Origin of the sequence: Fischerella muscicola PCC 7414, from assembly GCF_000317205.1 — a bacterium.
Taxonomy (GTDB): domain Bacteria; phylum Cyanobacteriota; class Cyanobacteriia; order Cyanobacteriales; family Nostocaceae; genus Fischerella; species Fischerella muscicola.
On sequence record NZ_AJLK01000131.1, the window covers coordinates 1 to 25,224 of the forward strand.

General features: G+C 41.6%; 22 protein-coding genes. 3 read left to right on the forward strand and 19 right to left on the reverse strand.

Annotated features, from left to right (window positions below):
* Positions 1-175 precede the first annotated feature (175 nt).
* From hisD to UYI_RS0121455, 3 genes are all read right to left on the reverse strand, one after another.
* The gene (gene hisD, locus UYI_RS0121445; protein WP_016868731.1) at positions 176-1,456 is read right to left on the reverse strand and encodes a histidinol dehydrogenase; all 1,281 of its coding nucleotides are present in this window, start codon (positions 1,454-1,456) and stop codon (positions 176-178) included.
* Positions 1,457-1,524: 68 nt separating this feature from the next.
* Positions 1,525-1,773 carry a hypothetical protein gene (locus tag UYI_RS0121450; RefSeq protein WP_016868732.1) on the reverse strand — a complete coding sequence of 83 codons (249 nt, stop codon included), beginning with the start codon at positions 1,771-1,773 and terminating at the stop codon, positions 1,525-1,527.
* Positions 1,774-1,894: 121 nt separating this feature from the next.
* On the reverse strand, positions 1,895-2,326 hold the full coding sequence (locus UYI_RS0121455) for a VOC family protein (RefSeq protein WP_016868733.1): 432 nt from the start codon (positions 2,324-2,326) through the stop codon (positions 1,895-1,897).
* Positions 2,327-2,431: 105 nt separating this feature from the next.
* On the opposite strand from UYI_RS0121455, the gene UYI_RS0121460 reads away from it, so the two are divergent.
* Positions 2,432-2,908: an MEKHLA domain-containing protein gene (locus tag UYI_RS0121460; RefSeq protein WP_016868734.1), complete on the forward strand. Its 477-nt coding sequence runs from the start codon at positions 2,432-2,434 to the stop codon at positions 2,906-2,908.
* 378 nt (positions 2,909-3,286) lie between these two features.
* On the opposite strand, the gene UYI_RS0121465 is transcribed toward UYI_RS0121460, so the two are convergent.
* The 5 genes from UYI_RS0121465 to UYI_RS0121480 form a co-directional block, all read right to left on the reverse strand.
* On the reverse strand, positions 3,287-5,458 hold the full coding sequence (locus UYI_RS0121465; RefSeq protein ID WP_016868735.1) for a GumC family protein: 2,172 nt from the start codon (positions 5,456-5,458) through the stop codon (positions 3,287-3,289).
* 57 nt (positions 5,459-5,515) lie between these two features.
* Complete coding sequence (locus tag UYI_RS37050; protein ID WP_235147987.1) at positions 5,516-5,701, reverse strand: hypothetical protein; 186 nt, start codon at positions 5,699-5,701, stop codon at positions 5,516-5,518.
* On the reverse strand, positions 5,676-6,992 hold the full coding sequence (locus UYI_RS0121470; RefSeq protein WP_016868736.1) for a polysaccharide biosynthesis/export family protein: 1,317 nt from the start codon (positions 6,990-6,992) through the stop codon (positions 5,676-5,678). Before UYI_RS0121470 ends, UYI_RS37050 begins: the two co-directional genes overlap by 26 nt.
* 164 nt (positions 6,993-7,156) lie before the next feature.
* On the reverse strand, positions 7,157-7,855 hold the full coding sequence (locus UYI_RS0121475; RefSeq protein WP_016868737.1) for a cyanoexosortase B system-associated protein: 699 nt from the start codon (positions 7,853-7,855) through the stop codon (positions 7,157-7,159).
* 294 nt (positions 7,856-8,149) lie between these two features.
* The gene (locus UYI_RS0121480; protein ID WP_016868738.1) at positions 8,150-8,488 is read right to left on the reverse strand and encodes a carbon dioxide-concentrating mechanism protein CcmK; all 339 of its coding nucleotides are present in this window, start codon (positions 8,486-8,488) and stop codon (positions 8,150-8,152) included.
* A gap of 405 nt (positions 8,489-8,893) precedes the next feature.
* Here UYI_RS0121480 and hetI point away from each other — a divergent pair, with 405 nt between their 5' ends.
* Positions 8,894-9,616 (forward strand): 4'-phosphopantetheinyl transferase HetI, encoded by a 723-nt coding sequence (hetI, locus tag UYI_RS0121485; protein ID WP_016868739.1) that lies wholly within the window; start codon positions 8,894-8,896, stop codon positions 9,614-9,616.
* 6 nt (positions 9,617-9,622) lie between these two features.
* Here hetI and UYI_RS0121490 read toward each other — a convergent pair whose 3' ends face one another.
* The 4 genes from UYI_RS0121490 to UYI_RS0121505 all read right to left on the reverse strand — a co-directional run bounded on the left by UYI_RS0121490 (position 9,623) and on the right by UYI_RS0121505 (position 11,830).
* A complete protein-coding gene (locus UYI_RS0121490) occupies positions 9,623-10,234 on the reverse strand; it encodes an ATP-dependent Clp protease proteolytic subunit (protein ID WP_016868740.1) in 612 nt (203 codons plus the stop codon).
* Positions 10,235-10,409: 175 nt separating this feature from the next.
* On the reverse strand, positions 10,410-10,910 hold the full coding sequence (locus UYI_RS0121495; protein ID WP_016868741.1) for a nucleotidyltransferase domain-containing protein: 501 nt from the start codon (positions 10,908-10,910) through the stop codon (positions 10,410-10,412).
* Positions 10,911-10,931: 21 nt separating this feature from the next.
* Positions 10,932-11,510 carry an SRPBCC family protein gene (locus UYI_RS0121500; protein ID WP_016868742.1) on the reverse strand — a complete coding sequence of 193 codons (579 nt, stop codon included), beginning with the start codon at positions 11,508-11,510 and terminating at the stop codon, positions 10,932-10,934.
* The gene (locus tag UYI_RS0121505) at positions 11,495-11,830 is read right to left on the reverse strand and encodes an ArsR/SmtB family transcription factor (protein WP_016868743.1); all 336 of its coding nucleotides are present in this window, start codon (positions 11,828-11,830) and stop codon (positions 11,495-11,497) included. Before UYI_RS0121505 ends, UYI_RS0121500 begins: the two co-directional genes overlap by 16 nt.
* 298 nt (positions 11,831-12,128) lie before the next feature.
* Between UYI_RS0121505 and UYI_RS0121510 the strand changes: the two genes are divergently transcribed.
* Entirely contained in the window at positions 12,129-12,758 is a 630-nt protein-coding gene (locus UYI_RS0121510; RefSeq protein ID WP_016868744.1) for an HPF/RaiA family ribosome-associated protein, read from the forward strand.
* A 129-nt stretch (positions 12,759-12,887) separates the two neighbouring features.
* On the opposite strand, the gene UYI_RS0121515 is transcribed toward UYI_RS0121510, so the two are convergent.
* The 7 genes from UYI_RS0121515 to UYI_RS40240 all read right to left on the reverse strand — a co-directional run bounded on the left by UYI_RS0121515 (position 12,888) and on the right by UYI_RS40240 (position 25,186).
* On the reverse strand, positions 12,888-13,892 hold the full coding sequence (locus tag UYI_RS0121515; RefSeq protein ID WP_016868745.1) for an NAD-dependent epimerase/dehydratase family protein: 1,005 nt from the start codon (positions 13,890-13,892) through the stop codon (positions 12,888-12,890).
* Positions 13,893-14,314: 422 nt separating this feature from the next.
* On the reverse strand, positions 14,315-15,820 hold the full coding sequence (locus UYI_RS0121520; RefSeq protein ID WP_026086089.1) for a thioester reductase domain-containing protein: 1,506 nt from the start codon (positions 15,818-15,820) through the stop codon (positions 14,315-14,317).
* 5 nt (positions 15,821-15,825) lie between these two features.
* On the reverse strand, positions 15,826-17,487 hold the full coding sequence (locus tag UYI_RS0121525) for a PfaD family polyunsaturated fatty acid/polyketide biosynthesis protein (protein WP_016868747.1): 1,662 nt from the start codon (positions 17,485-17,487) through the stop codon (positions 15,826-15,828).
* Positions 17,488-17,669: 182 nt separating this feature from the next.
* Entirely contained in the window at positions 17,670-22,328 is a 4,659-nt protein-coding gene (locus UYI_RS0121530; RefSeq protein WP_016868748.1) for a PfaB family protein, read from the reverse strand.
* A 114-nt stretch (positions 22,329-22,442) separates the two neighbouring features.
* A complete protein-coding gene (locus UYI_RS0121535; RefSeq protein WP_016868749.1) occupies positions 22,443-24,182 on the reverse strand; it encodes an SDR family NAD(P)-dependent oxidoreductase in 1,740 nt (579 codons plus the stop codon).
* Between the two features lie 176 nt (positions 24,183-24,358).
* Positions 24,359-24,847 carry a hypothetical protein gene (locus tag UYI_RS0121540; RefSeq protein ID WP_016868750.1) on the reverse strand — a complete coding sequence of 163 codons (489 nt, stop codon included), beginning with the start codon at positions 24,845-24,847 and terminating at the stop codon, positions 24,359-24,361.
* A 162-nt stretch (positions 24,848-25,009) separates the two neighbouring features.
* Complete coding sequence (locus tag UYI_RS40240) at positions 25,010-25,186, reverse strand: hypothetical protein (protein ID WP_407636595.1); 177 nt, start codon at positions 25,184-25,186, stop codon at positions 25,010-25,012.
* Positions 25,187-25,224: the final 38 nt, after the last annotated feature.

The window sequence follows — 25,224 nt, forward strand, 5'->3', positions numbered from 1 at the left end:
GAACTCACCGGCCCCCACTCCCCCAAGGGAGTGGGGATTAGGGGCAGTGGGGAGGTGGGGAGATGGGGAGTAAGTAGTTTAAAGAATAGGTAACAACTAACAACTAACCACTAACAACTAACCACTAACCACTGTACAGACGTGCCATGGCACGTCTGGTACAACCACTAACCCTTCAACCTAACCTTACCGCCACACTACCTGCATGGGCTGGTAAACCTTCGGCTTGGGCGAGGCTAATTGCTGCTTTGCCTATGGTTTGTAATGCTTGTTCATCGCATTGCAAAAAAGTAATCCGCTTCATAAAATCGTAGACACTCAAGCCAGAAGCAAAGCGGGCTGAACGTGCTGTTGGTAAGACGTGATTGGGGCCACCGACGTAATCACCAATCGCCTCTGGAGTATGGCGTCCTAAAAACATGCTACCAGCACAGCGAATCTGGTCGGCAAGCTGTTGTGGTTCATCTACGCATAATTCCACATGTTCTGGTGCTAATTGATTCAGTAGAGGAATGCTTTCGGCTAAATCACTGACAACAATCACCGCACCATGATTTTCCCAACTTTTACTAGCAACAGATTGAGTAGATAGGGTTTTAAGAATTTGTTCAACCGCCGTTATTACAGCTTGGGCAAAAGTTTCTGAGTCAGTAATTAATATAGATTGAGCGCTAGGGTCGTGTTCTGCTTGTGATAGCAAATCCCAAGCAATCCATTCTGGATGATTCTGATCATCTGCTACTACCAAAATTTCAGATGGGCCAGCAATACTGTCAATACCAACTCTGCCGAATACCTGACGTTTTGCTTCTGCAACGTAGGCATTGCCAGGCCCGACAATTTTATCAACAGGGGCAAGGCTTTCTGTACCATAAGCGAGAGCTGCGATTGCCTGCGCTCCACCAATACTATATATTTCTGTAACACCTGCTACTTGAGCCGCCGCCAATACTGCTGGATTAATTTCGCCGCCAGGCATTGGCACTGTCATCACAATTCTCTCCACGCCAGCTATTTTAGCAGGCAGTGCATTCATCAGCAGCGAACTTGGATAACTTGCCCTTCCCCCAGGTACGTAAATTCCAACTGTTGTTAAAGCTACCCAATTTAAGCCTAGTTTCACCCCAACTTCATCGGTGTAAGCTATATTTTGTGGTAGCTGTTTTTGATGAAAAGCAGTAATTCTCTCAGCAGCAACTTCCAACGCCGCCCTGACTTCCTGGAGACATTTGGCAGCTTGCTGAGTAACAAAAGTATCACTCAGACGAAAAGACTCAGGGCTGTAGCGGTCAAAACGAGTAGTATATTCCTTAACTGCTGCATCACCACGCGCTTTGACATCAGCAATGATTTCTCTGACAGTGCCACTGACATCAACCGTTGCTTCCCTGCGTTCGTTGACAAATGCTTGGAATTGGGTGGAAAAATTTTGGTCGGTTGTTTTCAGTAGCTGCATGGGAGTCTGATGGTTTGACGGTCATTTTTTAGTTTAATAGAAATGCGATCGCCCAAACAGCAACTACTTTACTTGCCAGCATAGACTGCGATCACATGAGGTATGGGACGATTCGTAGAAATCAAAGGTTTGCCATCTACAATTATTCCAGTACTACCACCACTATCTAACATCGCCTCGGCACTAGCACCAAAGTCTTTCAGTACTTTGGATGCATGGATTTGTCGAGCGTAATTACTCGAATATAACAACACTGTTTCTTGAATGCGATCGCTACTGGTGTAAATTGAGGCATTGGACTGAAAGTTCCACCTCAACTAGGTTGTCAAAAGATAACTGTTATTAACAGAGGAGGACAAGAAAGCAATTTTTCTCCCTTGTCTTCCCTCTCTTCTTTGTCTTTCCCTACTAGGAATTTATGAATACTCAACTGGTTTTCTAGGTGCGATCGCCAATTTGTTGATACTCCGCATTCCCAAAAATCGCTTCATAATCACGGTAATACTTAAATTCCATTAAGTTATAAAACGGATCTTCTAAAAAGAAAGTGGAATGTTCCAGGGGAGTACCAACAAAACGATGTTTAGCTTCTTCTCTAAACGGTAGCTGATACTGTTGCGCTCTCAACAGTAAATATTGCCAATCGTCTTCCGAGGTAAAAATTAATCCGAAATGTCTCGGATAAATACCACGTTGGGGTGTGAGGGGTTCCTTGGTAACATGAGCCACCAATTGATGACCGTAAAGATTGAGAATGAGAGCATGGCGATTTTCTCGACCAGGAATACAGCCTAAACCATTAACGTAGTATGCTTTTGCTTGGGCAATATCAGAAACAGGAAAAGCAAGATGAAATATAGTTGGATTCATATTTAGGGGATAAGAGTGAGGAACTAGAAGCTAGGGTTAAGTAGCCGTATTACTATCTATATATAAATTGCGAAATAATCAGGCAATTGTGCAACTGTAATATCTATGACCAATAACATCCAACTTCCTTGGCAGCAAGAAACTGTGATTTGCCACAGCTTACGTCTATTACGTAGTTTTGAGTATTGGACAGGACGTTCTTTACTAGATGTTAATGGTTCTGCACAAGAAATAGCCCAAGCACTGTTTGCAGCGCCTTTTGTTTTAGTTTCTCACGGTACTGAACCAGACCCAATTTTTAACTATGGTAATCGCAAAGCCTTGGAACTATGGGAACTTTCGTGGCACGATTTTACTAGAATGCCTTCACGGAAAACTACTGAAGAGGTTGTACAAGAGGAACGTAGTCGATTGTTAGCGGAAACGACAAGCAAAGGCTTTAGCAATTATTCTGGTGTTCGGATTAGCAGCACTGGTAAACGTTTTTATATTAAAGATGGTATTCTTTGGAATTTATTGGATGAGAATGATCGGTATTGTGGTCAAGCTGCTGTTTTCTCTAATTATGAATTTATGCTGTGACAAAATTTATGTTTTAGAAATCGAACACAGATGAACACAGATGAACACCGATGTTTAGCAAGATTGTGGTAAGGTTGCAGGGATGGTAGTTATCTTAGACACGCTCATCGGCTTCCCGGAGGGTATACAGATGAGATGCACATGGATACACACAGAGAAAATCCATCTGTGTCATCTGTGTTCATCTGTGTGTATCGGTGGTCGATTTCTCAAAAAATGATTTTTGTACCAGACGCGCTTGTTCATCCCATCTCTATTCAATTCACATCAGGCTGTAACTTAGTACAAAATTGTATTAATTCATAGCGAAATTCCTGTAGCAAAACTCTGCGGCCCTTTGCGCCTTCCTTTGGGATCCTCTGCGTTTAAAAACGCCAGTTAATTTTGCACAGTCCCAGCAGACACCTCTGCTTTTTCTCCTGATTCTTCCCCAGATGCAGAGACTGATTCTACAAGCTGAGGAACAGAGATATCAGCACCATTGATAATCGCTCCTACTAACCCTAATTCTGATTCAACCAATTCATCTACAACTTCACAGAGCATGTTTTCCTGTGTATAGTGTGGTCGGGTGACTAGAATGATGCCATCACTATAAGGCTGGATTAATAAGGCATCGTTGGATAAACTAATAGGATTAGTATCTATAATTACTAAATCATAACGTTCGCGGGCATCTTCGATTAAGCGGCGCAATTCACTAGATTCAAGGATAGCAGCAGGCTGCTCTACTGGGCCAGCACTAGGAACTACGTATAAATTTTCTACATCAGGAACCAAGCGGATACACTCACTCAAACTACCGTAATAACGCAGGGGTTCTATATTAGCATTGGGGTCAATCGTCACTTTTAGCGATGTACTGCGAGAAGGCGATCGCAAATCTGTTTCAATAATTAAGGTACGTTTGCCAGCCCGAGCGGAAGCTATGCCCAGGTTATAAGCACTCACAGTTTTACCTTCGCTGCTACTTACACTAGTAATTAATATTACCTTTAAATTTTTGCCACCCAGGCGACGTAGATTACTCCGAAACTTTTCGTAGTACTCCAAATACGGGGAATATACAGAAAGTATTGTTGGCACTTCGTCTGTGGACAAATCCTCTACTGGCATTAAAGGCAACTCTCCCAATAAGGCGACTTCTCGCTGTTTAAGACTGTTGCGGATATCTTCTTTGGTTTTGAAAGTACCTTCTAGGGAGCCTAATAAAAATATCACCCCACCACCAACTATTAATCCCAAAAAACCACCAACTGCAAGGGTAGTTGGCACACTCTTAGGAGGTTTAACATCAGCAATAACTACAGGTATTTTTGCTACACTGAGGCTACTGACGGTTTCTGCTTCTGCTGCTTGAGCATCAATCAGCTTTGCCTGCATTTTGTCGTAGATGCCTTTCTGAAGTAATACCTCTTGTTCTAAACGCGATCGCTCTAGTTGCTTGTTAGGTATCAAAGCGTACATTTGCCGTAATCGTTCTTCGTCTTGCGTCAAGGAAACTAGCTGTTGTCGCAATGTCTCGTATTGAGTTTGTAAAGCTACTAACTGGTTGGCAAGTTGTTGACGAGCGGGGTCTAAGTTACTTTGGGAACGAATATCTATAACTGAACCAGCCAGAGGAGCAGCCGCACCCCCACCACCGACTACTTCAATAGCTCGTTGTTGTAATAATTGCTCATAAGCATCTTTTTGACGCTGCAATTGTACCATTTGGGGTAATTCCGGACGTGCGCCTTGTTTGGCGAGGACTCCCATTTGGCTTTCGACTTGATAGATTTGCGATCGCAAGTTAGCAATAATAGGGTCAGCACTTAAAGCTGAAGAGATATAAGCTTCGTTACCATTCAACCCCAACTTTTTCTGTAAACTGCGAATTTGGGCATCTACTCCAGAAAGCGTCAATTGAATTTGTCGTTGTTGACTTTGACTACTGGTAATTGCAGTCAGCAAACTGCCATTTTCCGCAGCAAGTAATGCTGGGCCTTCGATGCGATCGTATTGTTCTAATTTCTTCTCTGCTAATTGTAAATCTTGTTTTATCTCGGGAGAGCGTTCGTTGATTTTCTTGATAATTGCATTTAATCGTCTGGTATTGATTTCGCCACTCAACTTAATCATGGCTTCCATCAATAACTGCACTATTTCCTTAGCACGCTTTTCATTAGAATCTTTATATTTAATTTCAATAAGTGTGGATGCTGGTTCCTCTCCTGTCTTGCTTTTTTCAGGCACACTCAGAGCCACATTTTGACCAATTTGTTTGGGTTTGACATTGACTTTTGCCGCCACAACTTCAATGATTTGGTCTGATAGCAAAGTTTCTTGAGTTAATTCTTGACCTTGCTGTTGAATTTCACCCCCAGTCACAGAAAATAAAACCGGAGGACTAGAGTAGGTGAGTGCGGCTTCTGCAATGTAACTGGCGGGTGGTTCTGGTTGCATAGCCACCACCGTTGAACCGACTACAACCAAAGTGAAACTGGCTAAGCCCATCCATTTATACTTTTCAAAAGCTATTAGGTAGCGTTTAACAATCGGTGGCGTCATGACTATGTTGGTTGGTTGTTGGTTGTTGGTTGTTGTTTGGTGGTTGTTGGTTGGTGGTTAGTAGTTAGTGGTTGTACAGACGTGCCATGGCACGTCTGTACAGTGGTTAGTAGTTAGTGGTTTACTACTCCTCACACCCCTCACACTCCCCATCTCCCCACCTCCCCATCTCCCCACCTCCCCATCTCCCCATCTCCCCATCTCCCCATCTCCACCTCTACTTCCCTCCACTGCTACTACCAAAAGTCTCAAAGAAGTTGAGAAAATTTTGAATACTGAAGAAGGGTTGAGTAAGAGTATTTATGAGGTTAGTAAGTTTACCAATCAGGTTTCGACCAATAACGATAACATCATTATCTTGAAGTGGCACGTTTTGAGTCGCATCTCCGGCCAGGGCCTTTTTGCCGTTTAATCTCTGAGTGATGGCTTTACCTTGTTCTGGGTCAAAGCGAACCAGGGCAATGTCCCGGATATTGGTAAAATTAGGGTTGACTCCTGACAAAACATCAACAAAATTACTACCATTCGGCAATGTTTGCGTTACTAGTCCCCCGGTGGCATAGTTTAACACCCGGACTCGAATCTGGGGTTGAGCTAAAGAAGAACGAGCTATAAGATTGCGATCATAATTGTCATCATTAGCAAAGTCGCGACGCATGACAACGATCGCATCTCCATCTTGCAAGCGGATGTTAGGTGCGGCCTCACCATTGAGTAAAGGACTATACAAGTCTATATTTTGGGTAATTATTGAACCATCAATTAACTTGCGCCGCAATTGTACTTGTCGCAGGTCTGCCATCATTGTGGAACCGCCTGCTAGTAGGAGAGCATCAGCAACACGAGGCGTTGGCGAACTTATAGGATAAATTCCTGGTCTTGGTACTTCACCACTAATAGTTATTTGTACTGTCCGAGGTGATGCTAATGATACAGCAACAACTTGACCTGGTGTAATGCGATCGAGTAATAAGCGGATTTTTTCTTGAGCTTCTTCTAAGCTCAAGCCTTTTAAAGATACTGTGCCAACTTGAGGTAAAACAACATTACCTTCTGGATTGATTGCGAGTGAAACATTTAACTCCGGTCGCTGCGACACCAGCGAAAAAGTCACTATAGGATCGATAACATAAGTATTGAATAACGAGCGAATCTTATTTTGTGCCTCTGCTAAAGTTAAATTTTGTAGTGATACAGTTCCTAAAAGAGGAACAGTAATCTTTCCTTCGGGATTGACAGAAGCTTGAAAACCTAAATCTGGAAAACGCTCGATCGCAACGCTAATTACATCTCCTGGCCCTAAACGGTACGGCCCAGGAGGACGTTGAACTTGAAGAGTGATGATATCTCCCGAACCCAAAATATAGCGATTCAGTTGAGGTGATATTTCATTGCTACCAACACCCAACTGATTAAATTCAATATCTGTCGCGGAAGCAGGAGGTGGCGCTTGAGCAACAACAGGCATTGCAGGTGTTGCTAAAAAAATACTGACTTGAAAACTAAATAAGTACAATGTGCTGAATGCACGCATATAAACAGTAGAAATTATCAACAATTAAATTGAAGCTGTGTAGCCATTGTCTGGCTGCAAAGCTGCAAGCGGCTATTTTAACTTAAGATATACGTAATTGTATGTGTAATGTATTTTATTTAAAAAGGATTATTGCCATAGTATTAATTCACATTAGGCCTCATTCATAAAACACTTGTCATTAAAGTAGCCTGTACTGTTTCACCAATAGACCTGACCTCAGACCAAAGTGTATCAATTTTTCCCAAGGGTTCCATCGGTAAAAGGATACTAACAGCAATCCAGGCAGCACGTTGCTTTTGTAATTGGGCTAGCTGATCTGCTAACAACCACTGTAAAGTTGAGGGATTGCCACCATAGCGCCAAGCGTACCATTGCAGAACAGCAAAAGTTTGTTCTGTTGTAGCAGCGCGAAAAAACACAGCTTTTACCTTTGCTGGCGGTTGCTTGACAGTAAATTCCACTAAGCGGTTTTGAGCAATATTCCACTGTCCCCAGCGTGACCGACCCCAACTATTAATCTCTGTCCATTCTACTTGTGGCTGCTTTCTTGGGCCATTCTGTGGTAATAACAGTAACACAGCTTCTTTATTGTTATCTTGTTTTTTAAGTATCTGCAAAGACCATTTTTGTTCGCCAATCGGTTGTTCTGTTTGTTCAATTGTTTGCCAACCAGGAATAGCTAATCCTGTCTGACGTATCTGTTTCAACTTTTTCAGATTAGTGATAGGTGCGGGTTGTTGCCATTGCCAGTTTCCCTTGAGGTATCCAGGAACTGCCCCTATTACCAATATGAGTAGCAGTAACAACAGCGCTACTAGCTGAGCAAAGTAACGCTCCTTAAAAAGCTTGGAATAAATCATCAGTGAAATTCGCAGAATCTAAAAAAATTTTACACTCGTATTTATCTTAGTGAGTTCAGTAATATTATTGATAGTTTTGTTTACTGAGTAAATGCGTTTGTAGTGTAGACGCTCTTAAGAGCGGCTTCCCTTAGGGTGGACTTTAGTCCTCAAATCTTCAAGCACGCTTGGTGCTTACTACAAACCAATCAAGTGGTATCTTGGCTAAACCAATGATTTATCTGTAAAACCCCGGGTGGTTTCATATGACATACTAAAAATCACCAATCCTTATTGTTCTACCCTGTCCTCTCCTTACGCCGATAGGGGTGGAGGAAAGCAAATATCCGCACTGAAATGCTCAACATTGGTGCTGCGATGAATTGGTAAAGCATATTCTAAATTTTCATGGGGACGGGGGATAATGTGATAAGAAAGTACTTGGCCGCCATTAACTCGCGATACCGCCTCTAATCCTGCTGCTACAGCGACATTCACCTCTCCCACATTACCCCGGATCAGCACGGTAATGCGTCCCAAATCAGTATTTTCATACCCGACAAGAGTGACGCGGGCTGCTTTACACATGGCGTCTCCCGCTTCTAGTGCAGCGGGAACGCCATAAACTTCAATCATGCCAAGTGCAAATGTCATTCCAAGTACTGATTGTTAAAAAGAACTCAGTTGTTAGAACTCAGAATACATCCCTATAACTAGCAACTTACGTTAATAGTTTATAGCAAGCTATGCATTTACTCCCAACTCAAAACTTGTTCCTTCAGCGAGGTGGCGGCGATGATTGAAGAGGTGCTGCGCCATTGTACAAACATGAAAGTAGAAAAGCACAAAGTGAAGTAGCTTTTGCTTTGCACGTCAACCAATGACAGCAAAAACGAGTGGATTAAACAGATTGAGCCAATCGCATTAGAATGGTATCGGCAACAAAGCAACCAACCCGCAATTTCATCCACTATTGGAAAAATGATGGTGATCGATAAATTTACAGAACTTATACTCAACCTCTGGTTTCCCAATCCAAAATCCTGTTAGGGTATTAAGATGGGGTCTGAGACTAATCATTTGTGGTTAACCGCACCAACCAATTTAACCTTGTTGCCTGATGAAATGCATATCTGGCGAATTGAACTGGCGCGACCAGCACCAGAATTGCAAGCTTTACAAACAACCCTCTCGAGTGATGAAATTGCTCGCGCTCAAAGGTTTTACTTTGAGCAACATCGACAGCGTTTTATTACAGGTCGGGGTATCCTCCGCACCATCTTGGGTCGTTACTTGGGTGTGGAACCGCAAGCGGTACAATTTACATATGAACCTCGGGGAAAACCAGTATTAGCTGATACATACAGTTATAGTAGTCTGTCGTTTAACTTGTCCCATTCTCAGGATTTGGCTTTATGTGCTGTCAGTAGTAACCGTCAGGTTGGTATAGATATAGAACACATGCGGTCAGTGAGTGATGTCGAAGCCCTTGCCGAAAGGTTCTTTGCACCCAGAGAATATGCAGTGGTGCGATCGCTTCCCCCAGAACAACAAAAGCAAGTATTTTTCCGCTACTGGACTTGTAAAGAAGCTTATTTAAAAGCAATAGGAGTAGGACTAGTTCAATTAGAAAAAGTAGAGATTTCTTTAACTCCAGAACAACCAGCAAAACTAATGACTGACGAAAAGTGGAGTTTAATTGAACTATTACCTGCTAGTAATTATGTTGGTGCAGTTGCCGTAGCAGGTCAAAACTTACATTTAAAGTGCTGGCAGTATTAAAATTTGTTAGTGGGAAGAAGCAGGTGTTTTTTGGATGATGTTGTCAACTAAACCGTAGGCTTTTGCTTCTTCAGCACTCATAACAAAATCTCTTTCAGAATCGAGTTTAATTCTCTCTTCCGGTTGACCAGTGTTAGCAGCTATTATCCTATTCATAGTTTCTCTGAGATACACAATTTCTCTAGCTGCTACCTCAATTTCAGTTGCTTTTCCCTCGGTGCTTCCTGATGGTTGGCGAATTGTAATTCGCGCGTTTGGAAGAGCATGTCTTTTTCCTTTAGTACCAGAAGAAAGCAAGAATGCTGCTGTAGCAGCCGCAGTACCAATGCATACAGTACACATGTCTGTACGCAGCTGAGTCATAGTGTCATATATAGCCAAGGCTGCTGTTAAGGAACCTCCAGAACTATTGATATACAATGTAATATCTTGCTCTGGGTCTTTCGCATCAAGAAATAGCATTTGTGCCACGATTAAATTCGCTATTTCTTCTGTTAATTCCCCACGTATAAAGATAATTCTTTCTGCCAACAATCGGGAATAAATATCAAGCGGCATTTCTCCTTGTTGAGATGGTTGAATAATAGTTGCAAAGCCGATTTGAGAAGAAGATTTCATAGCTACTATCTCCAAAAGGTAAGATTTGATTTTTAATAAACCACAGAGAACACAGAGAACGCGGAGGAAGAGTATTACTGCTAGTGGCAGTATTTGTGTTCCCGGAAATTGCTCAACTTATAGCCAGTGTTTATTGTTTGTATCAATAAAATTTTGTTCGACCATATTTGATTTCCTAAGTATGAAATTTATCTGACCAGAGTTTGTAATACTGCCAAGCTTCTGTTGTATCCACCTCTGGCATATGCTTTTCCACTAGGGCAAATGTTTCCTCTATCAATTCACCCAGCTGGTTAACCGCTAACTGAGGTTCTTCACAAAAAATCTGCTTGAGACGAAATGAGAGATTTTTAGGAGCGATCACCAACTCGATGGTGATATGACCAAAATCACACTTGACGCCTTGAACAAAGTATTGTTCGACAATGTATCCTGCTTGGCGATCGCTAGCATGAAGTCTATAATCTGACCCCTGGTTGTATTCATACGCTGCTTTCAGTTCTTCATCAGATGGTAGTTCCCAGTAATAAATGCTCATGTCAATATCTGAGTAGGTATCAGCTTGTCCACGAGCAACAGAACCAGCGATACCAATAGCCCTAACTTTCGGATTAACTAGGTAGCTAACTGCGTTGCTGCGCGCCAAAGCAAGCAGTTGTTTGCTGGCGTCGTTCATTTTTCTCTTTCAGTAAATCTGCTATTTATTGTTACTAACAAGACTAACTAAGACCTTTGGCATTGTTTCATTTAGCCTATAGTCCCACCCACCATTGAGAAAGGAACTGAGAATTACACTATCAAATGCTTCATACCTGCCAACAGGTATAGGCGATAACACGGTAGTGTGAGTAGTTCCTGCTGTAGACTCATGCATAAAACGACCTTGCCAAGGTTGAGAAAGGCCCATTTGTTCATGACCAGACGCGCCATGGCGCGTCTGGTTAGGTTCTTGGCTCAATCCTTTATGCTCAAGTTGCAGTTGAGTACCTCCATCTACAGGTTTTAATGTCCAAATCACAATTGAAGGCCGATGCATCATACTATCCTGCCAAGTGAAGGAAAGGCGCTTTGGTTCATCGAGTTCAATCACCTCACAATCAATGCTTTCACCTAGTCCTGCTAGTGATGGGTACAGAAATCGAAATTTATGTCCCACACGTGGCTCAAAGTCGTTTTCCATCAGCCATGCAGCAAGAGTGTGGCGGTTGGTGAGTACCTGCCAAACTCGTTGGGGAGGATAGGGATAGAAAACTTCCTTTTTCAAGTCTCGGAGCATTGATTTTCCTCCAAATAGTTGCCAAGGGCATCTAGTTTTTCTTGCCAGAACTGCTCGTAAGTAGCGATCCAGTCAGATATCTGCTTCAGTGGCTCCGGGTTCAGCCGATACAGGCGCTGTCGCCCTGCTTTTCGCATTTGTACTAAGCCTGCTTCGCAAAGAACCTGCAAGTGCTGAGAAATGGCTGGCAAGCTCATCGCAAATGGCTCAGCCAGTTGTTTTACTGGTTGCTCGCCAGTACGTAACAGATCCAATAGCGCCCTGCGTGTGGGATCTGCGATCGCCACAAATACATCGGCACTAGCAGCAGGTCTACTCATTCAGATTAACCATATATTTAAGCAAACGCTTAACTATTTCTATAATATATAAGCAATTGCTTAAATGTCAACTCTTCAGCACATGTTCAGGTATTGGTAAAATTGGGAACTCTTGCCACAACTAAGGAAAGTATGGAAAAAAGGTCAAATTAACTCTTTCATTGAGCAGATCCCTAAATTTAACATCACCTTCCATTAGCCAGAGGTAAGGCAATTTTGGGCTTTCTAGGATCGGTGAAGACACTCATGCATTTAACTACTAATCGCTTTCTGAAACAGTACATTTGTAAAATCCGATATGAAGGTTCCACCAGAAATTACTTATCGCAACGTAGATAAAACAGATGCTCTTGATGCTCTAGTTAATGAAAAAATAGGCAAGCTGGAACAAGTTTGTGATTACATCAGTAGCTGTCACATCGTAATTGAAAAAATTCACGATCGCCCCCGTTCTGGATCGCCGTACCGAGTGCGAATTGATATGACAGTACCCCCCGGTCATGAACTTGTAGCGGAAAGCAATCCACCAGATGTTAACCAGTATCCACCTTTGGAGTCGGTAATTCGAGATGCTTTTCATGCAGCTACTCGCCAGTTGCGAGAACTCGCTAGGCAACAGCGTGAAAGTGATAAATCCAGAACCAACGATAGCGCCCAACAAACAACGGCACTTGTCATCAAGTTATTTCCAGAACAGGGTTACGGCTTCCTCAAAACCTTGGATGGTGAGGAAGTCTACTTCCACCGTAATAGTGTACTTCATGATGACTTTGACCGTTTAGAAATTGGTACGGGTGTGCATTGCTTTGTGGAACTCGGTGAAGAAGGACCCCAAGCCAGCACGGTGAAGATAGTTGACAAACCCGGCGTTAGTGCTGGGAAGGCAGAACAAACGATTGTTGAACCCCCATTGGGGTGGCAAGAGTGACACCGTTGATAAATCAGTGAACAGTGATCAGTGAACAGTTATCAGTTATTAAGACCCAGATCCCCGACTTCTCATCAGAAGTCAGGGATCTTGTCTTTTACGAATGATTTAGGAATGCTATATTTCCTTTTAGTTATTTGAGGTCTGGTTATCCGTGTCTTCTAGCCATTCCCGTATAGATTCCATACCTTCTTCTAGTGTTATTTTCGGTTCATATCCTAGCTGGGTTTGTGCTTTTTTGATGGAGTAAGCATGAGGACTGGTGGAAAAATCTACAGCTGCTGGAAAAATAACAGGTTGTTTACCCAAAATTCTCATTCTTAACCACTCTAAGCGAATTAGAGATTTGACAATTGGTGCTGGTAGAGACAATGGCGGGGGTACATTTCCAGCTTTAGCCAAACGTGTGTAGTATTCTTTCCAAGAAGTTTCCTGTCCATCAGAAATATTGAAAGCATCTCCGTACGCCTCTTTTTCTATAGCAAGGAAGATTCCGTCGATTAAATTATCTATATATAAATGATTCATAACTCCCCCTCCAGCATCTGGTATGACAAATCTTTTTTGGCGCATTAGTGAAAGGGGACGGACAACCCAAGGGTTGCTTCTTGGCCCATAAACAGCCGTCGGTCTGATAATGATCACCCCAAAATCTGGTGGTGCGTTCAGCTTCAAGATTTCTGCTTCACTTTCTATTTTCGTCAAAGAATAAGGATTATTTTCGCTGCGGAGTGGCCCTTCTTCTGTAATTTGATTGGCATAGGTGAAGCCATATACTATGACGCTTGAAAGATGGACAAAAGTCTTGACACCAGCGTTTATGGCTGCTCTGGCTATATTAAGAGTACCACCAACATTGACATTACGAAACTCCTCGAGCGATCCTCCTTCTTTGACAAGGGCGGCTGTATGCAGAATAATATCTACTCCTTGACAAGCCTCCTGTGCGACAACCGGATCACAGATGCTACCAACAATCACTGTTGCGCCTAGACTCTCGGCTATTTTGGCGTTATCAGGATCATTTTCTATTCCTCTAACATGCATTCCTCGTGCGATCGCGAGTTCTGTAGTTCGCAAGCCAATAAATCCACCTATTCCTGTGATCAGGATGGTTTTATTTGTGAGGTTCATAAATTTAGATATCCTTTGTGAAAAAAGAGAGTATTTGTTCTTAATCTCATGAACAAATATTCTAGATGTCAATTTCTAAGTATTTTTTTGCAGGGAATGAGACACGTAAAATTTGAGTAGAAGTGAAATTTTTTTGTCCTCCTACTCATGTTAAAGAGACCTCAAATTAATGCAATCTGTCAGGTGGCATATCTCTTGAATAGGTTTTTAGAAAATATGCTCACGAGAACATTTTATTGATTTTAATAAGTATTTAAATTCACATATTTTTATTAATTAGCTAAATATAAAAACCCGTTGAAGCGGGTTTGAAATATTAATAAAACTATGAGCAAAATCATTGTTTTTGAAATCGAACACAGATGCACACAGATAAACACTGATAGACGCAGATAGATTATCTGTATGCATTTGTAGATTTGTTATGCTACATTCAGGAAGCCATTCTGAAGCAAGTAAGTAGAATAGGTCATAAACAATTGTGTATCCATTGGTGGGCAAACAATACCACTACCAGCTAGTGCATTTAGTGTTGCTTCACAATTAATGATTGGTCTTCTACTTTGCAGGTACAAATCGGGGATTGTGATTTGTTCTTCTGACCAACGTTCTAATAAGAAAGGCCGTAGGGTATATAAAGGATTTTCTGCTGAAGAGATATCATTAATTAACTTAGCTTGCCATTCTTGATAAGGAATTGCTTCAATAGCAAAACCAAGAGAATGCATCCAGTCAAGTAAATTAGATAAGGGAACAGATGCGGGATGCTGGAGGTGAAAAGCTTTGCCTAGAGATTCTTTTTGTTTGGATAAATAAACAATAGCTTTACTGACATAATCAACAGGTGATGCATCCAATCTATAATCTACGTCTGGGAAGTATCCCATCTGGATACAACCTTTAATGACTAAGTTAATAAAATCATCTGTATTGCAAGCACCTGTTTTGCTATCTCCTGCAATTAAAGGTGGTCTGTGGATAGTTACGGGAAGACCTCTGTCACGCGCAATTGTGACTAATTTTTCTGCTACCCATTTCGTTTGAGAATAACCCAGAAAAATGCCTTGCCAATGCTCAAAGCTATCATCTTCTTTGACAACTTTGCCAGCATAAAATGGCGATTCAAATACTGCGACACTGGAAACATAATGCACTGGTTTGACTTTAAAAAGACATGCCAAGCGTAATACTTCTTGTGTTCCTAAAACATTCGGTGTTTTGAGTGCAGAATAGGGATATACATAGTTTAGTGTTGCCGCACTGTGATAAATACTATCAAGATTAGCAGCTAGCATTTCAAAGGCTTCTTTGCTAATTCCTAATAGTGGTTGAGATAAATCACCGATAACTGGGATAATTCTGGGACGGAAAACTTCATTCCAAAGTCCATAACTTTGTAAGTTTTTCTTGAGTTTTTGCTTACCTTCTTCTGGATGAGAAGCACGTACTAAACAATAAATATCAGCATTGGTTTGTTGTAGAAGTTCATAGATTAAAAAAGCTCCTAAAAAGCCTGTTCCACCAGTTAAAAATACGTTCTTTGGTTCAGTTGTAAACACAAAAGAACTAGATGTAGGGCAAATATTTGAGTCGAGAACTGCTTCAGCACTTAAATCTAAAACAGGAGTAGTATTTTTAACCGCTACAGTGTCTTCTAAATCTGCTGCTAATTCTTGTGATTCTTCAGCTAAACGCTGTGATAACGATGCAATAGTTGGATAATGCCATAATAGTGTCGGAGCTACTTTAAATCCGAGCATTTTTTCTGCTTTGGTGACAAGTAGCATCGCCTGAGTAGAATCTAAACCATAGGTATCTAATGGTTGTTCTACATCAATTTGACTTGGTTCTGTTTTGATAACTTCAGCAAGATTAGATAGCAACCAAGCTTGAATTTCTGGTGCTGTTAAAGATTTTTTTGATATCATCATATTTAAACTTCCAATGTAGAATTAACAGGAGTATATTGACTGTAGTAATTTGGAATTTGTAGCCCTTGATTTTTCAAAGTTTGAATTCGGTATAAGTAGGCAGTTCCGATCATGATGTGGTTAGCAACATCCACGACACGACGATTATTTGGATCTGCTAGATAGGATCCACGTACCCAGTCATTAAAGCTACCGATTGCTGGTCCACACCAAATTTGGTAATCAACTTCTCGACCTTTTTCTCCAGAATGAGACCAACGAGAAGATAACCCTAAATACCAGCGAAAAATTAACGCCATTTTCAATTTGGGATTATTGACAGCCTTCCCCAATTTTTCAGGATTTTTTTGGGATAAATATGTGACTGTTTCTTCCCAAACTTGAGCAAGCGGCTTGCGAAAAATTTGTTTTTCTAGCTTCTCTCTTTCCTGACTAGGAATCTCGTCAATTGAATTATAATTCCTGTAAATTTCATATAATTTTTGGGCGCGCAGAGGAAACATTGTACCGCGTTTGAGGACTTGCAGTTTGACTCCCATTTCAAACATATCTGCGGCTGGGGCCATCATCACATCAGCCATATCTGCTTGTGCTAACAATTGCTTAGTATGCTGACAACTTCCGGCTTCAATACATGATTGATTAATTGAACCAGTTACCACATATGCAGCACCCATCATAAAAGCAGCTAGTGCAGATTGTGGTGTAGCAATTCCACCTGCAACTCCAACTCGAATCGGTTTTTCGTAGTTGCACTGTGCTTGAATTTCATCCCGTAAAGCAACAATTGAAGGTAACAAACAAACCAAAGGACGATTATCAGTATGACCACCAGAATCTGCTTCTGCTGTAATATCATCAGCAAGAGGAATTTTGGTTGCTAAATTTGCTTGTAATTCACTGATTAATTCTTGTGCAACCAATTCTTGCAGCATTTTTTTCGGTGCTGGTTGCATGAATTTACTAGCAACTTCACGGCGGGAAATTTTAGCAATGATTTTGTTTTTTATTTCAATTTCATTCGCTGAATTTAAACCCAATCCTGCTGCACGATAATAAACAATGTTGGGAGTAATATCTAAAAATGCCGAAGCTTCTATAGTTCTTACCCCATATTTGAGGTATAAATCTACTGCGCCGCGTTCAAGCGCAGGTTCATTAGGACTGTGAATTAAATTGAAAGCATAAGGCCCATTAGGCAAGGCGTATTGGATACGGTTAATAGCTATCTCCAAGCGATTTAGCGGTAAACCACCTGCACCAAAGGAACCCAAAATTCCCTCTTTTCCTAAAGCAATGATCATTTCTTCTGAAGCGATACCACCAGCCATCGCGCCGGTAGTATAGGCATATTTAGTACCATGAAAAGCGAGAAAATTGGGATCTCCCAATTGTTGCAGTCTTATGGGTGGAATCACCATCAAAAGTTCAATTTGTCCTGTTTTTACATTATCAAGAGGAGACAAATAACCGTCGTTTGTTACACCAATTTTGCCGTTAACTTTAACGATATAACAAGGTTGATCTAATGTCAGGAGTTTTTCTTTAATTCTGCTGGCTTCAAAGGCTACGCAATCTAAGGAACCTTTCCATACTTGATTGAAGTTGCAAGGAGAACCATAAAATTCAAGACCGTTCTCTATTACTACATCTACTGTTTTCACCGTAGTGATTCCTCGAAATAGTTATTAGTAGTTGATTTATATTGCAATCCTAGTTGAGAGTATTTTTGAATTAACCGCAGAGTACGCAGAGTACGCAGAGGAAAGAGGGGAGAGGGAGTAGATATGGAATAATTTCGTTGTTATAATTCCTCTCTCTGTGTTCTCTGCGCCTCTGCGGTTTTTTACTCATTCAACAAATTTTCAGCACAAGCGAGTTGTAGTTGAATTAGTTCGCTGATTTGTTTGCTAAATTCTTGACGAGATTGTAAGAAGGCGTCATGGGTTTTATGAACTCGGAAGTTATTGGCGTTCAGTTGTTGGTAATGAGACTGACTGAGGATGGTAATGGGTTGGGTTGACTCAACAAATTGTACTTCTGCTTTTGGCTCTAAGCTGTTATCCATGATATTTTGTATTGGCATTTCTTCTGGTTGAGTCGCAGGAGGATTAATGGGTTCGGATTTTTTGGTAGTTGTGGAGATGTTGCGGAAGAGTTGTTTGTTTTCTTGGGTTAAAATTTTGTCGGTGATGCTTTGTCCACCCAAGGTGACTTTTTTGGGGGTGAGTTTGGATTTTTTATTAGTTTCTGTTACTTGGGTGTAGAGTGGTGAGAGGTCAACTGATACTTGATGGCTGACGAGTTTTGCTAGTGCTTTGACGATACCAGAATGGTCGTCTAAACCTCTGCGATTGAGGGATATGGTAATGTGTTCTTTATTGGCAAGATTTTTATCTATCCAACGTGAACAAATGTTACCTGCACCAGTTTCGATAAAGATTCTTGCCCCATCGTCGTAGACTCGGTTGACTAGGCGGGGAAAATCTAGTTGTTGGGATAAACCTGTGGCGATACTGTTAGCGATCGCCCCACTCTCTATTTTCACGGGACCGTACTCAGCAGCAGAGTAGAGAGTAACATTTGGTAGGTTTTTCTGGATGGGTAGGGTGTTGACTCTGGCGATTTCGTTGTATTCGGAACCCATCGCCTCGCAGTGAATGACGTGATCGAAGGGGGCGCGGAAGGCGTTGCAACCTAGAATTTGAATGATTCTTTCACAAGCTGCTGGTTGACCGGCAATGACGACTTCTTCTGGTGTGTTGATTTGGGTGAGGAAGGCGCGCTTCTCATGTTTGAGGTATTCTCTGACTTGGGATGGGGTTGTCATGAGGACGTAGTTCGCCCAGAGGTTATTGTCTTGGGTTGGTGGTAGTTGCCAATACTCGCGGACGGCGTTTTTTGCACCAGATAATCTGTCGGCGAATAGGGGGGAGGCGTGGAGGGCGCGGATTCCTTGGGTGAAGTTATCCCAGACACCGATAGCAGACATCATACTGGTTTCGCCCAAGCTATAACCAAAGACGAATTCGGGTTTGACTTGGAATTGATCACGGATAATTTGGGTGATGAATCTGGTGAACAGCATATCTACATCGAAGATGGCTAGAGGATCATCGAGAAATTGCTGTTCGAGGGTTTCGAGTTGACGGGATGAAAGTTTGTTTAAGCTTCTGGGGAAGACGACGCGGGAGATATCGGCGACGAGGTTTTGTAGTTCTTTAATGGCGATGTCGTCGAGGATGTTGGGGAATAAGCGGAAGAGGTTACGGGCGATACCTAGATAGGAGTTGACTGCTGCTGGGTAGACGTAAGCTACTCCGCTGCGTTTACCGAGGGGTTTGGCTGTGAAGTAACTGCCTAGTGGTGTTTGCCAATCTTCTTGTTTGGCAAAGGCGTTGTCTATACCTTTTCTCGCGGCTGCGATTTCTCTGGTAAGTTCGTTTTGGTTGTGTGCCAGAATTACTAAGATGTAGTTGGCACTGGCATCGAGTTTATAGTTAGCAAAAGCTAAGTTAGCAGCGTTGGCAAGGGAAGTACCGTTATTTACGGTGTTTTCAAGGGTATCAAGTTGGGTGAGTAAATCAGTGCGATCGCGTCCGGTGATCGGGAATAAATAGAATGGAGTTTGCTGTAAAAATCTGCTGCTGCGTTCTTGTTGTTCTGGTTCTTCTGATAAGATGACGTGGGCGTAAGTACCATCTATTCCAATGCTATTGATAGCAGCAATTCTTTTTGTAGCTTGTTTGTCGAGAAACCAAGGTCTTGATTCTGTCGCAACATAGAAGGGAGATGGGGAACTCGGGGCCCCCACGACCGACAGGGAGTGGGGATTAGGGGCAATGGGGAGATGGGGAGATGGGGAGATGAGTTCTCTGCTTTGCCAAAGTTCTTTACCTTTGACTCCAGTCCAATTGGGTGTAGCTGGAATATATCTGTAATAAAGACACAGGGCTGTTTTGATTAAACTAGCAATTCCCGATGCGGTGTATGTATGACCGATATTGGCTTTGATACTGCCAATTGCACAGTTTAAATCATTGGCATTTCCTGGATAAGCCTGAAGCAAACCTGCAATTTCGGCTGCATCTTCTTCTTTGTTGCCACTGCCGTAAACTTCTAAATAATTGACCTCAGATGGTTTAATACCCGCCATTAACAAAGCTTGCTGACAAACTTGATGAACAGCTTTGGCATTACTTTTACCCAAACTATCTTGGACAAAACTGATGGCATCAACGGCTGCGTAAATGCGACCGCTTGCTTTTTTAGCAGTTTCATGTAACTTTAATACTACTGCGCCTGCGCCTTCTCCAACCATCCAGCCATTGACTTTTTGGTCGTAGCTGAGAGTATTTGCACCAGAATTAATTGCTGTTCTTTGATTTCGCAACAATACATTTTCCATCCCGCCAGCTAAATCAATTGCACCCACAAGTACAGCATCTGCTTCCCCGGTTGTAAGTAAATGTTGGGCGACTTCTAAAACTTTGAAAGTGGAATTTTCGCCCGCAGTGATAGTAAAAACAGGTGCAGTGAAATCCCACAGTGAAGAAATGCGACTCGCCATAATATTGGCGATGTAACTTACATATTCGCTGCTTTCAACGGGATGGTGAATACCATCTTTAACGATGGTTTCTAATTGGTCAACTTTATCAGTTGGTAGAGAAATTTCTCCAGCAATTAAGCCTTCTTTTATCTGCCAATCTAAATTCCATCTTTGCTGTAAATGATGTGCAGAAAATTCCGTTTCTGCGGCAATGATTACTGCTACATTTGTACCTTCTTTAATGCCTGCATCTTTTAAGGCACGTTCGGCAACTTTCAATAATAATAATTGTTGTTGATTGAGTTTTTCGAGTTCATTCGGTGGAATCTTACTGGAAACTGTATCAATTTCAAAGTCTGTAATGTATGCGCCTAATGGTGGTTTGCCGTCAGCTAAACCGTATTTTTTCAATAACTCTGTTTGCTTTTCTACCCCATACCATCTCTGAGGAGGTAGAGGAATAAAATGTTGTCTACCTTCGTAAATACTGCGTTCAAAAGCATCTAAACCATCGCAGCCACCAAAAAAGGCATCCATCCCGACAATTGCAAGCTTGGCTGGGTGTAAGGCTTCTTCTGGTATAACTGGTTCTGTTGTATTTCCTTGTTCTAAAATCATGTGGGCATTAGTTCCACCCAAACCAAACGCACTGATAGCAGCGCGTTTTACTGGTTTATTTCCCGGCCAATTGGTGGTGCTGGTGACAATTTGTTGCGGTGAGACAACACTGTTGCCGGCACCCATCGGTTCTGTAATATTGATTGTGGCTGGAATCACACCATTAGACATGCTCATCAGCACTTTAATTAAGCTAACGCTGCCGGCAGCTGTGAGCAAGTGACCGACGTTAGATTTCACAGAACCGAGTAAAGGTGTGGCTTGGTATTTACCGAAGAAAGTTTCTATAGATTGGAACTCGGTGGTATCGCCTAACAATGTCCCCGTAGCATGGCACTCCATGTAATCAATGTTGTTAGGACTGATTTGTGCTTCTTGGTAGGCGCGTTCAAAAGCAAGAGTTTGTCCTTTAGAATTGGGACTAAGTAGGTGTTTACCCCGGCCATCATTAGAAAGACCATTGCCTGTGATGGTAGCATAAATGCGATCGCCATCTCTTTTGGCATCACTATATCGCTTCAGCACAACCATCCCTACACCTTCCGCAGTCAGCATCCCCCGCGATAATTTATCTAAGGGACGACTGATATCATTATTTTCGGGGTATCCTTGAATACCGGAAAATAACATGCGTATGAATAATGGATCTGCACAGCTGATACCACCTGCTAACATCAAATCAGCTTTGTGTGTCCACAGATAGTGGGATGCCAGCCTGATAGCATACTGTGGCGATGAACAGGCAGCATCGATACAAAAATGTATATTTGATAGTGAGAAAGCTTGAGCGATGATTGCTGCGGGTAAGCCTGATATCATCGCATTATAGAATGAGGCTTGATCAGATGAATTTAAAGTAGCTAAATCGAAATCTTGCTGTTGGATGAGTTCTCTGATTGCTGGTGTGAGAATTTGCCGATAAATGGGTGCAAATAGTTGATTAGATGCTTTGGTAGGAAGGGAGAGTGTACCTAATATGACTCCACATTGAGAGAGAATAGATTCTTGATTTAAGTAACCGCTATGTTGCAAAGCTTGTTTGGCAACATGCAATGACCATTTAAAAGTATTATCTAGTTTTTCTAGTAATTCTGCTGGTAGTTTGTAACCTGTAGAATCAAATTGGAAATCACGGATAAATCCACCTTTGAGGGAGTAGACTTTATCTGGTTTGCCTTTGGTTGGTTCGTAAAATATTTTTGGATCTACCCCTAGTTCTTCAGAAGTTATGGATGATGTGGAGTCTTTTTTTTGGATAAGATTTTGCCAGAATTCTTCAGGATTTTTGGCGTCGGGAAATAGGCATGAGAATCCGATGATGGCGATTTTTTCCACGGGGAAACTCCTAAGATTTAATGCTTTAAACGCAGAGGTACGCAGAGGTTGGCGCAGAGAGAAGTTTGAGCGCCGGTTTCCGGCGATCAAAGCTTCGGTGGGTACGCAGAGTTTTTATGCCTTCGGTTGCATTAATTTGGCTGGGAAGATGATGCCTTTGCCTCCGAGAAGTTGTGAGTAGATTTTTCCTTGTTTGTCGTGTACGAAGAAATCGGCAATGACGCCTGTTTGGGTTTTACTTTTAACTTCACAGGAGACGTAGAAGGGTTGGTTATAGGGTATTTTGGCAAATTGTTCGTATTTTTCTTGTTGTCCTGGTAAGCAAATTTCTTGATAGTAATGATGTAGCCAAATCCATAAGGGATGGGTACTCAGATCGGTTGTGAATCCATTTATCCAATAGGCTGGAAATTGACCTTGTTTGGTTTTGTCGATTTCTTGCCAAAAACATTCGACGGTGATTTTTTCAGGAGTAATATTGATGACTCTTTTGAGTTGTTGAAAAGCTGGGCCATGAAATAATGCTGATTCTCCTGTTTGATAAAAGTCTTTACCTGTGGTGGTGATGATGTTATCTTCAGTCAAGTTCAGTTTTTCGTAGATGGGGGCGGGAGGAATATCACGCAGGAGTTTCACTTGGGTACTGAAGTGATATATGGTTTTACTTTCTGGTGTTTTACTCCAGATTTTACATAGGAAGTTTATTTCGTGATGATCGATATTTTTGGATGTTTCTTGTAAGTCGAGAATGTATTCATCAGCTAAGGTTTCGTTAAAGGTAATTCCTTTGAAGATGCGGAAATCTGTGCTACTGAATGCTTTGTATCCTGGATATAATTTTTCACAAACATCGGACATCCATGACACTGCACAGGTTGCTGGTAAAACCGGATTTCCAGCGATGACATGATCCTGTAAAAAGGGATTGGCTGCAAGTGTCAGTTTACGACGGATGCGATAGGTACGAAGTTCAGAATCTAGAGGCGCAGCAGGTGTGGGCATGGGGCTGCCGATCACAAGTTGTGTGGTATTGTGATGAGCAGGATGCAGTTCTCTAACTAACATTTGTGTCCCTGCTTCTACTGGAATAATATCGATTCCCCGACGCGCAAATTCTTTTTTCAATTCTGGTGTCACCATACCGCTATCCCAACCTCCCCAATTGATGGCGACGACGTGACATTGGGGATATTTTTGCTTGAATAAGTGGGCTGATTTGTTGAGAATTTCGTTAGCGATCGCGTAATCAGATTGTCCGATGTTACCGTAAAAACCAGTTACGGAAGAGAACAAAACTAAATGTTCTATCTGGCTAGGTTTGACACAAGCTAAAATATTTTCTAGCCCTTGAACTTTGGCTGTGTAAACTTTTTCAAAATCCTGTTCTGTTTTCTTTTCAATCAATTTATCGGCCAAATTACCAGCACCATGAATTATGCCTGTAATTTCACCCATGCGTTCAACAGTAGCAGTAAGTTTTTGATTCAAAGCTAAAGTATCAGTGACATCTACACTAATATATTCAGCTTGTCTACCTGCTTGGTGAATTGCTGCTAATGTTTCTTTAATTTCTCGACTTGATGCTAGTTGATTATATATTTTTTGTACACTCATAGGTGTGGGTTTCTCTCCAGTGGAAAGAAGATATTCCATGATGCGTTTTTTTAATGTTGCTTCATCAAAACAATTTTGAGCAAAATCAGGTTCTGTTTCTAAAAGTTCCGAACGTCCCAGCAAAATAAACTTACAAGGATGCTGCTGTGCTAATTTAATGACACACTTAGCTGTAATTCCTTTAGCACCACCACTAACAATAAAAACAGATGCAGGGCGAATCTGAGTTGCTGTAATCATAAATTATCCTCTCGCAGAGATTAACCAATTAAAAATTATGAATTATGAATTAGAAATTATTGAATAGTAAAAATTGCATCTCAACTACTTACCAATCAACAATCTAATAACACTGGTCAAATATCTGTGTTCCATGAGTGTGCATCGGTGTTCGCATAACATCAAAAATTTAAATGCTAATAGATATGACTAACCGTATTACGCCTATTAACTGGGCTTTTTTGAGGTGAAGGTTTAAAAGCGATCGCCATCATGAAAAACATCACCATCATGATCGCTATGATTATTGGTAAAGGAACAAAACTATTCTCTGGAGATTTGGAAGTCAAACTTGAGCTTACAGTCTCACTTGATTTGAGATTAGAAGATGAACTCAAATTAGAATTAATATCAACCAACCTAATATCACCAAGGTCTTTTTGTTTTGGTGATAATTTCATGAAAGAGTTATAATTTTTATAACCATTGGCTTGAATAGATAATTGAGCCTGCAATGAATTACTGTTATTAAAGTTAACAATTAATCGATATATTCCTTCTAAATCTGTGTAGGTAATCACGGTATTACCTTCATAGGTTAATAAAACTTTTGCCCTACTAATTGGGGCTTGTTTTTTTTGGTCAAGAACACGGCCAAGATAGGTAATTGTTTGATGCTTGGACATATCTTTAGTGGGAGTGGGGGAGTGGGGGAGTGTGAGGAGTGGGGGGAGTGGGGGAAGTGTGAGGAGTAAGAGAAATATTTTATCCTTGTAATTCTCATACCTCTCATACCCCACCCTACGGGAAGCCACTTGCGTGTCTACACACCTCTCACACCCCATGTCTTATCTATCGGGTATGCTAACCAGAGTTACTCTTCCCTGGGAACCATAGGCTACTTCGGTAAGATAACGATTGGGGTCGTGAAGTTCAGCAACGATGTGCTGTGCTGATGTTTCGGCGCTAAGATCAGGACTAAGGTCTATTGCCCGACAATATACTTTTGGCCATTCCCAAATCATGGTTTTGGTTAATCCAAATAAACCTGCACCAATCGCCC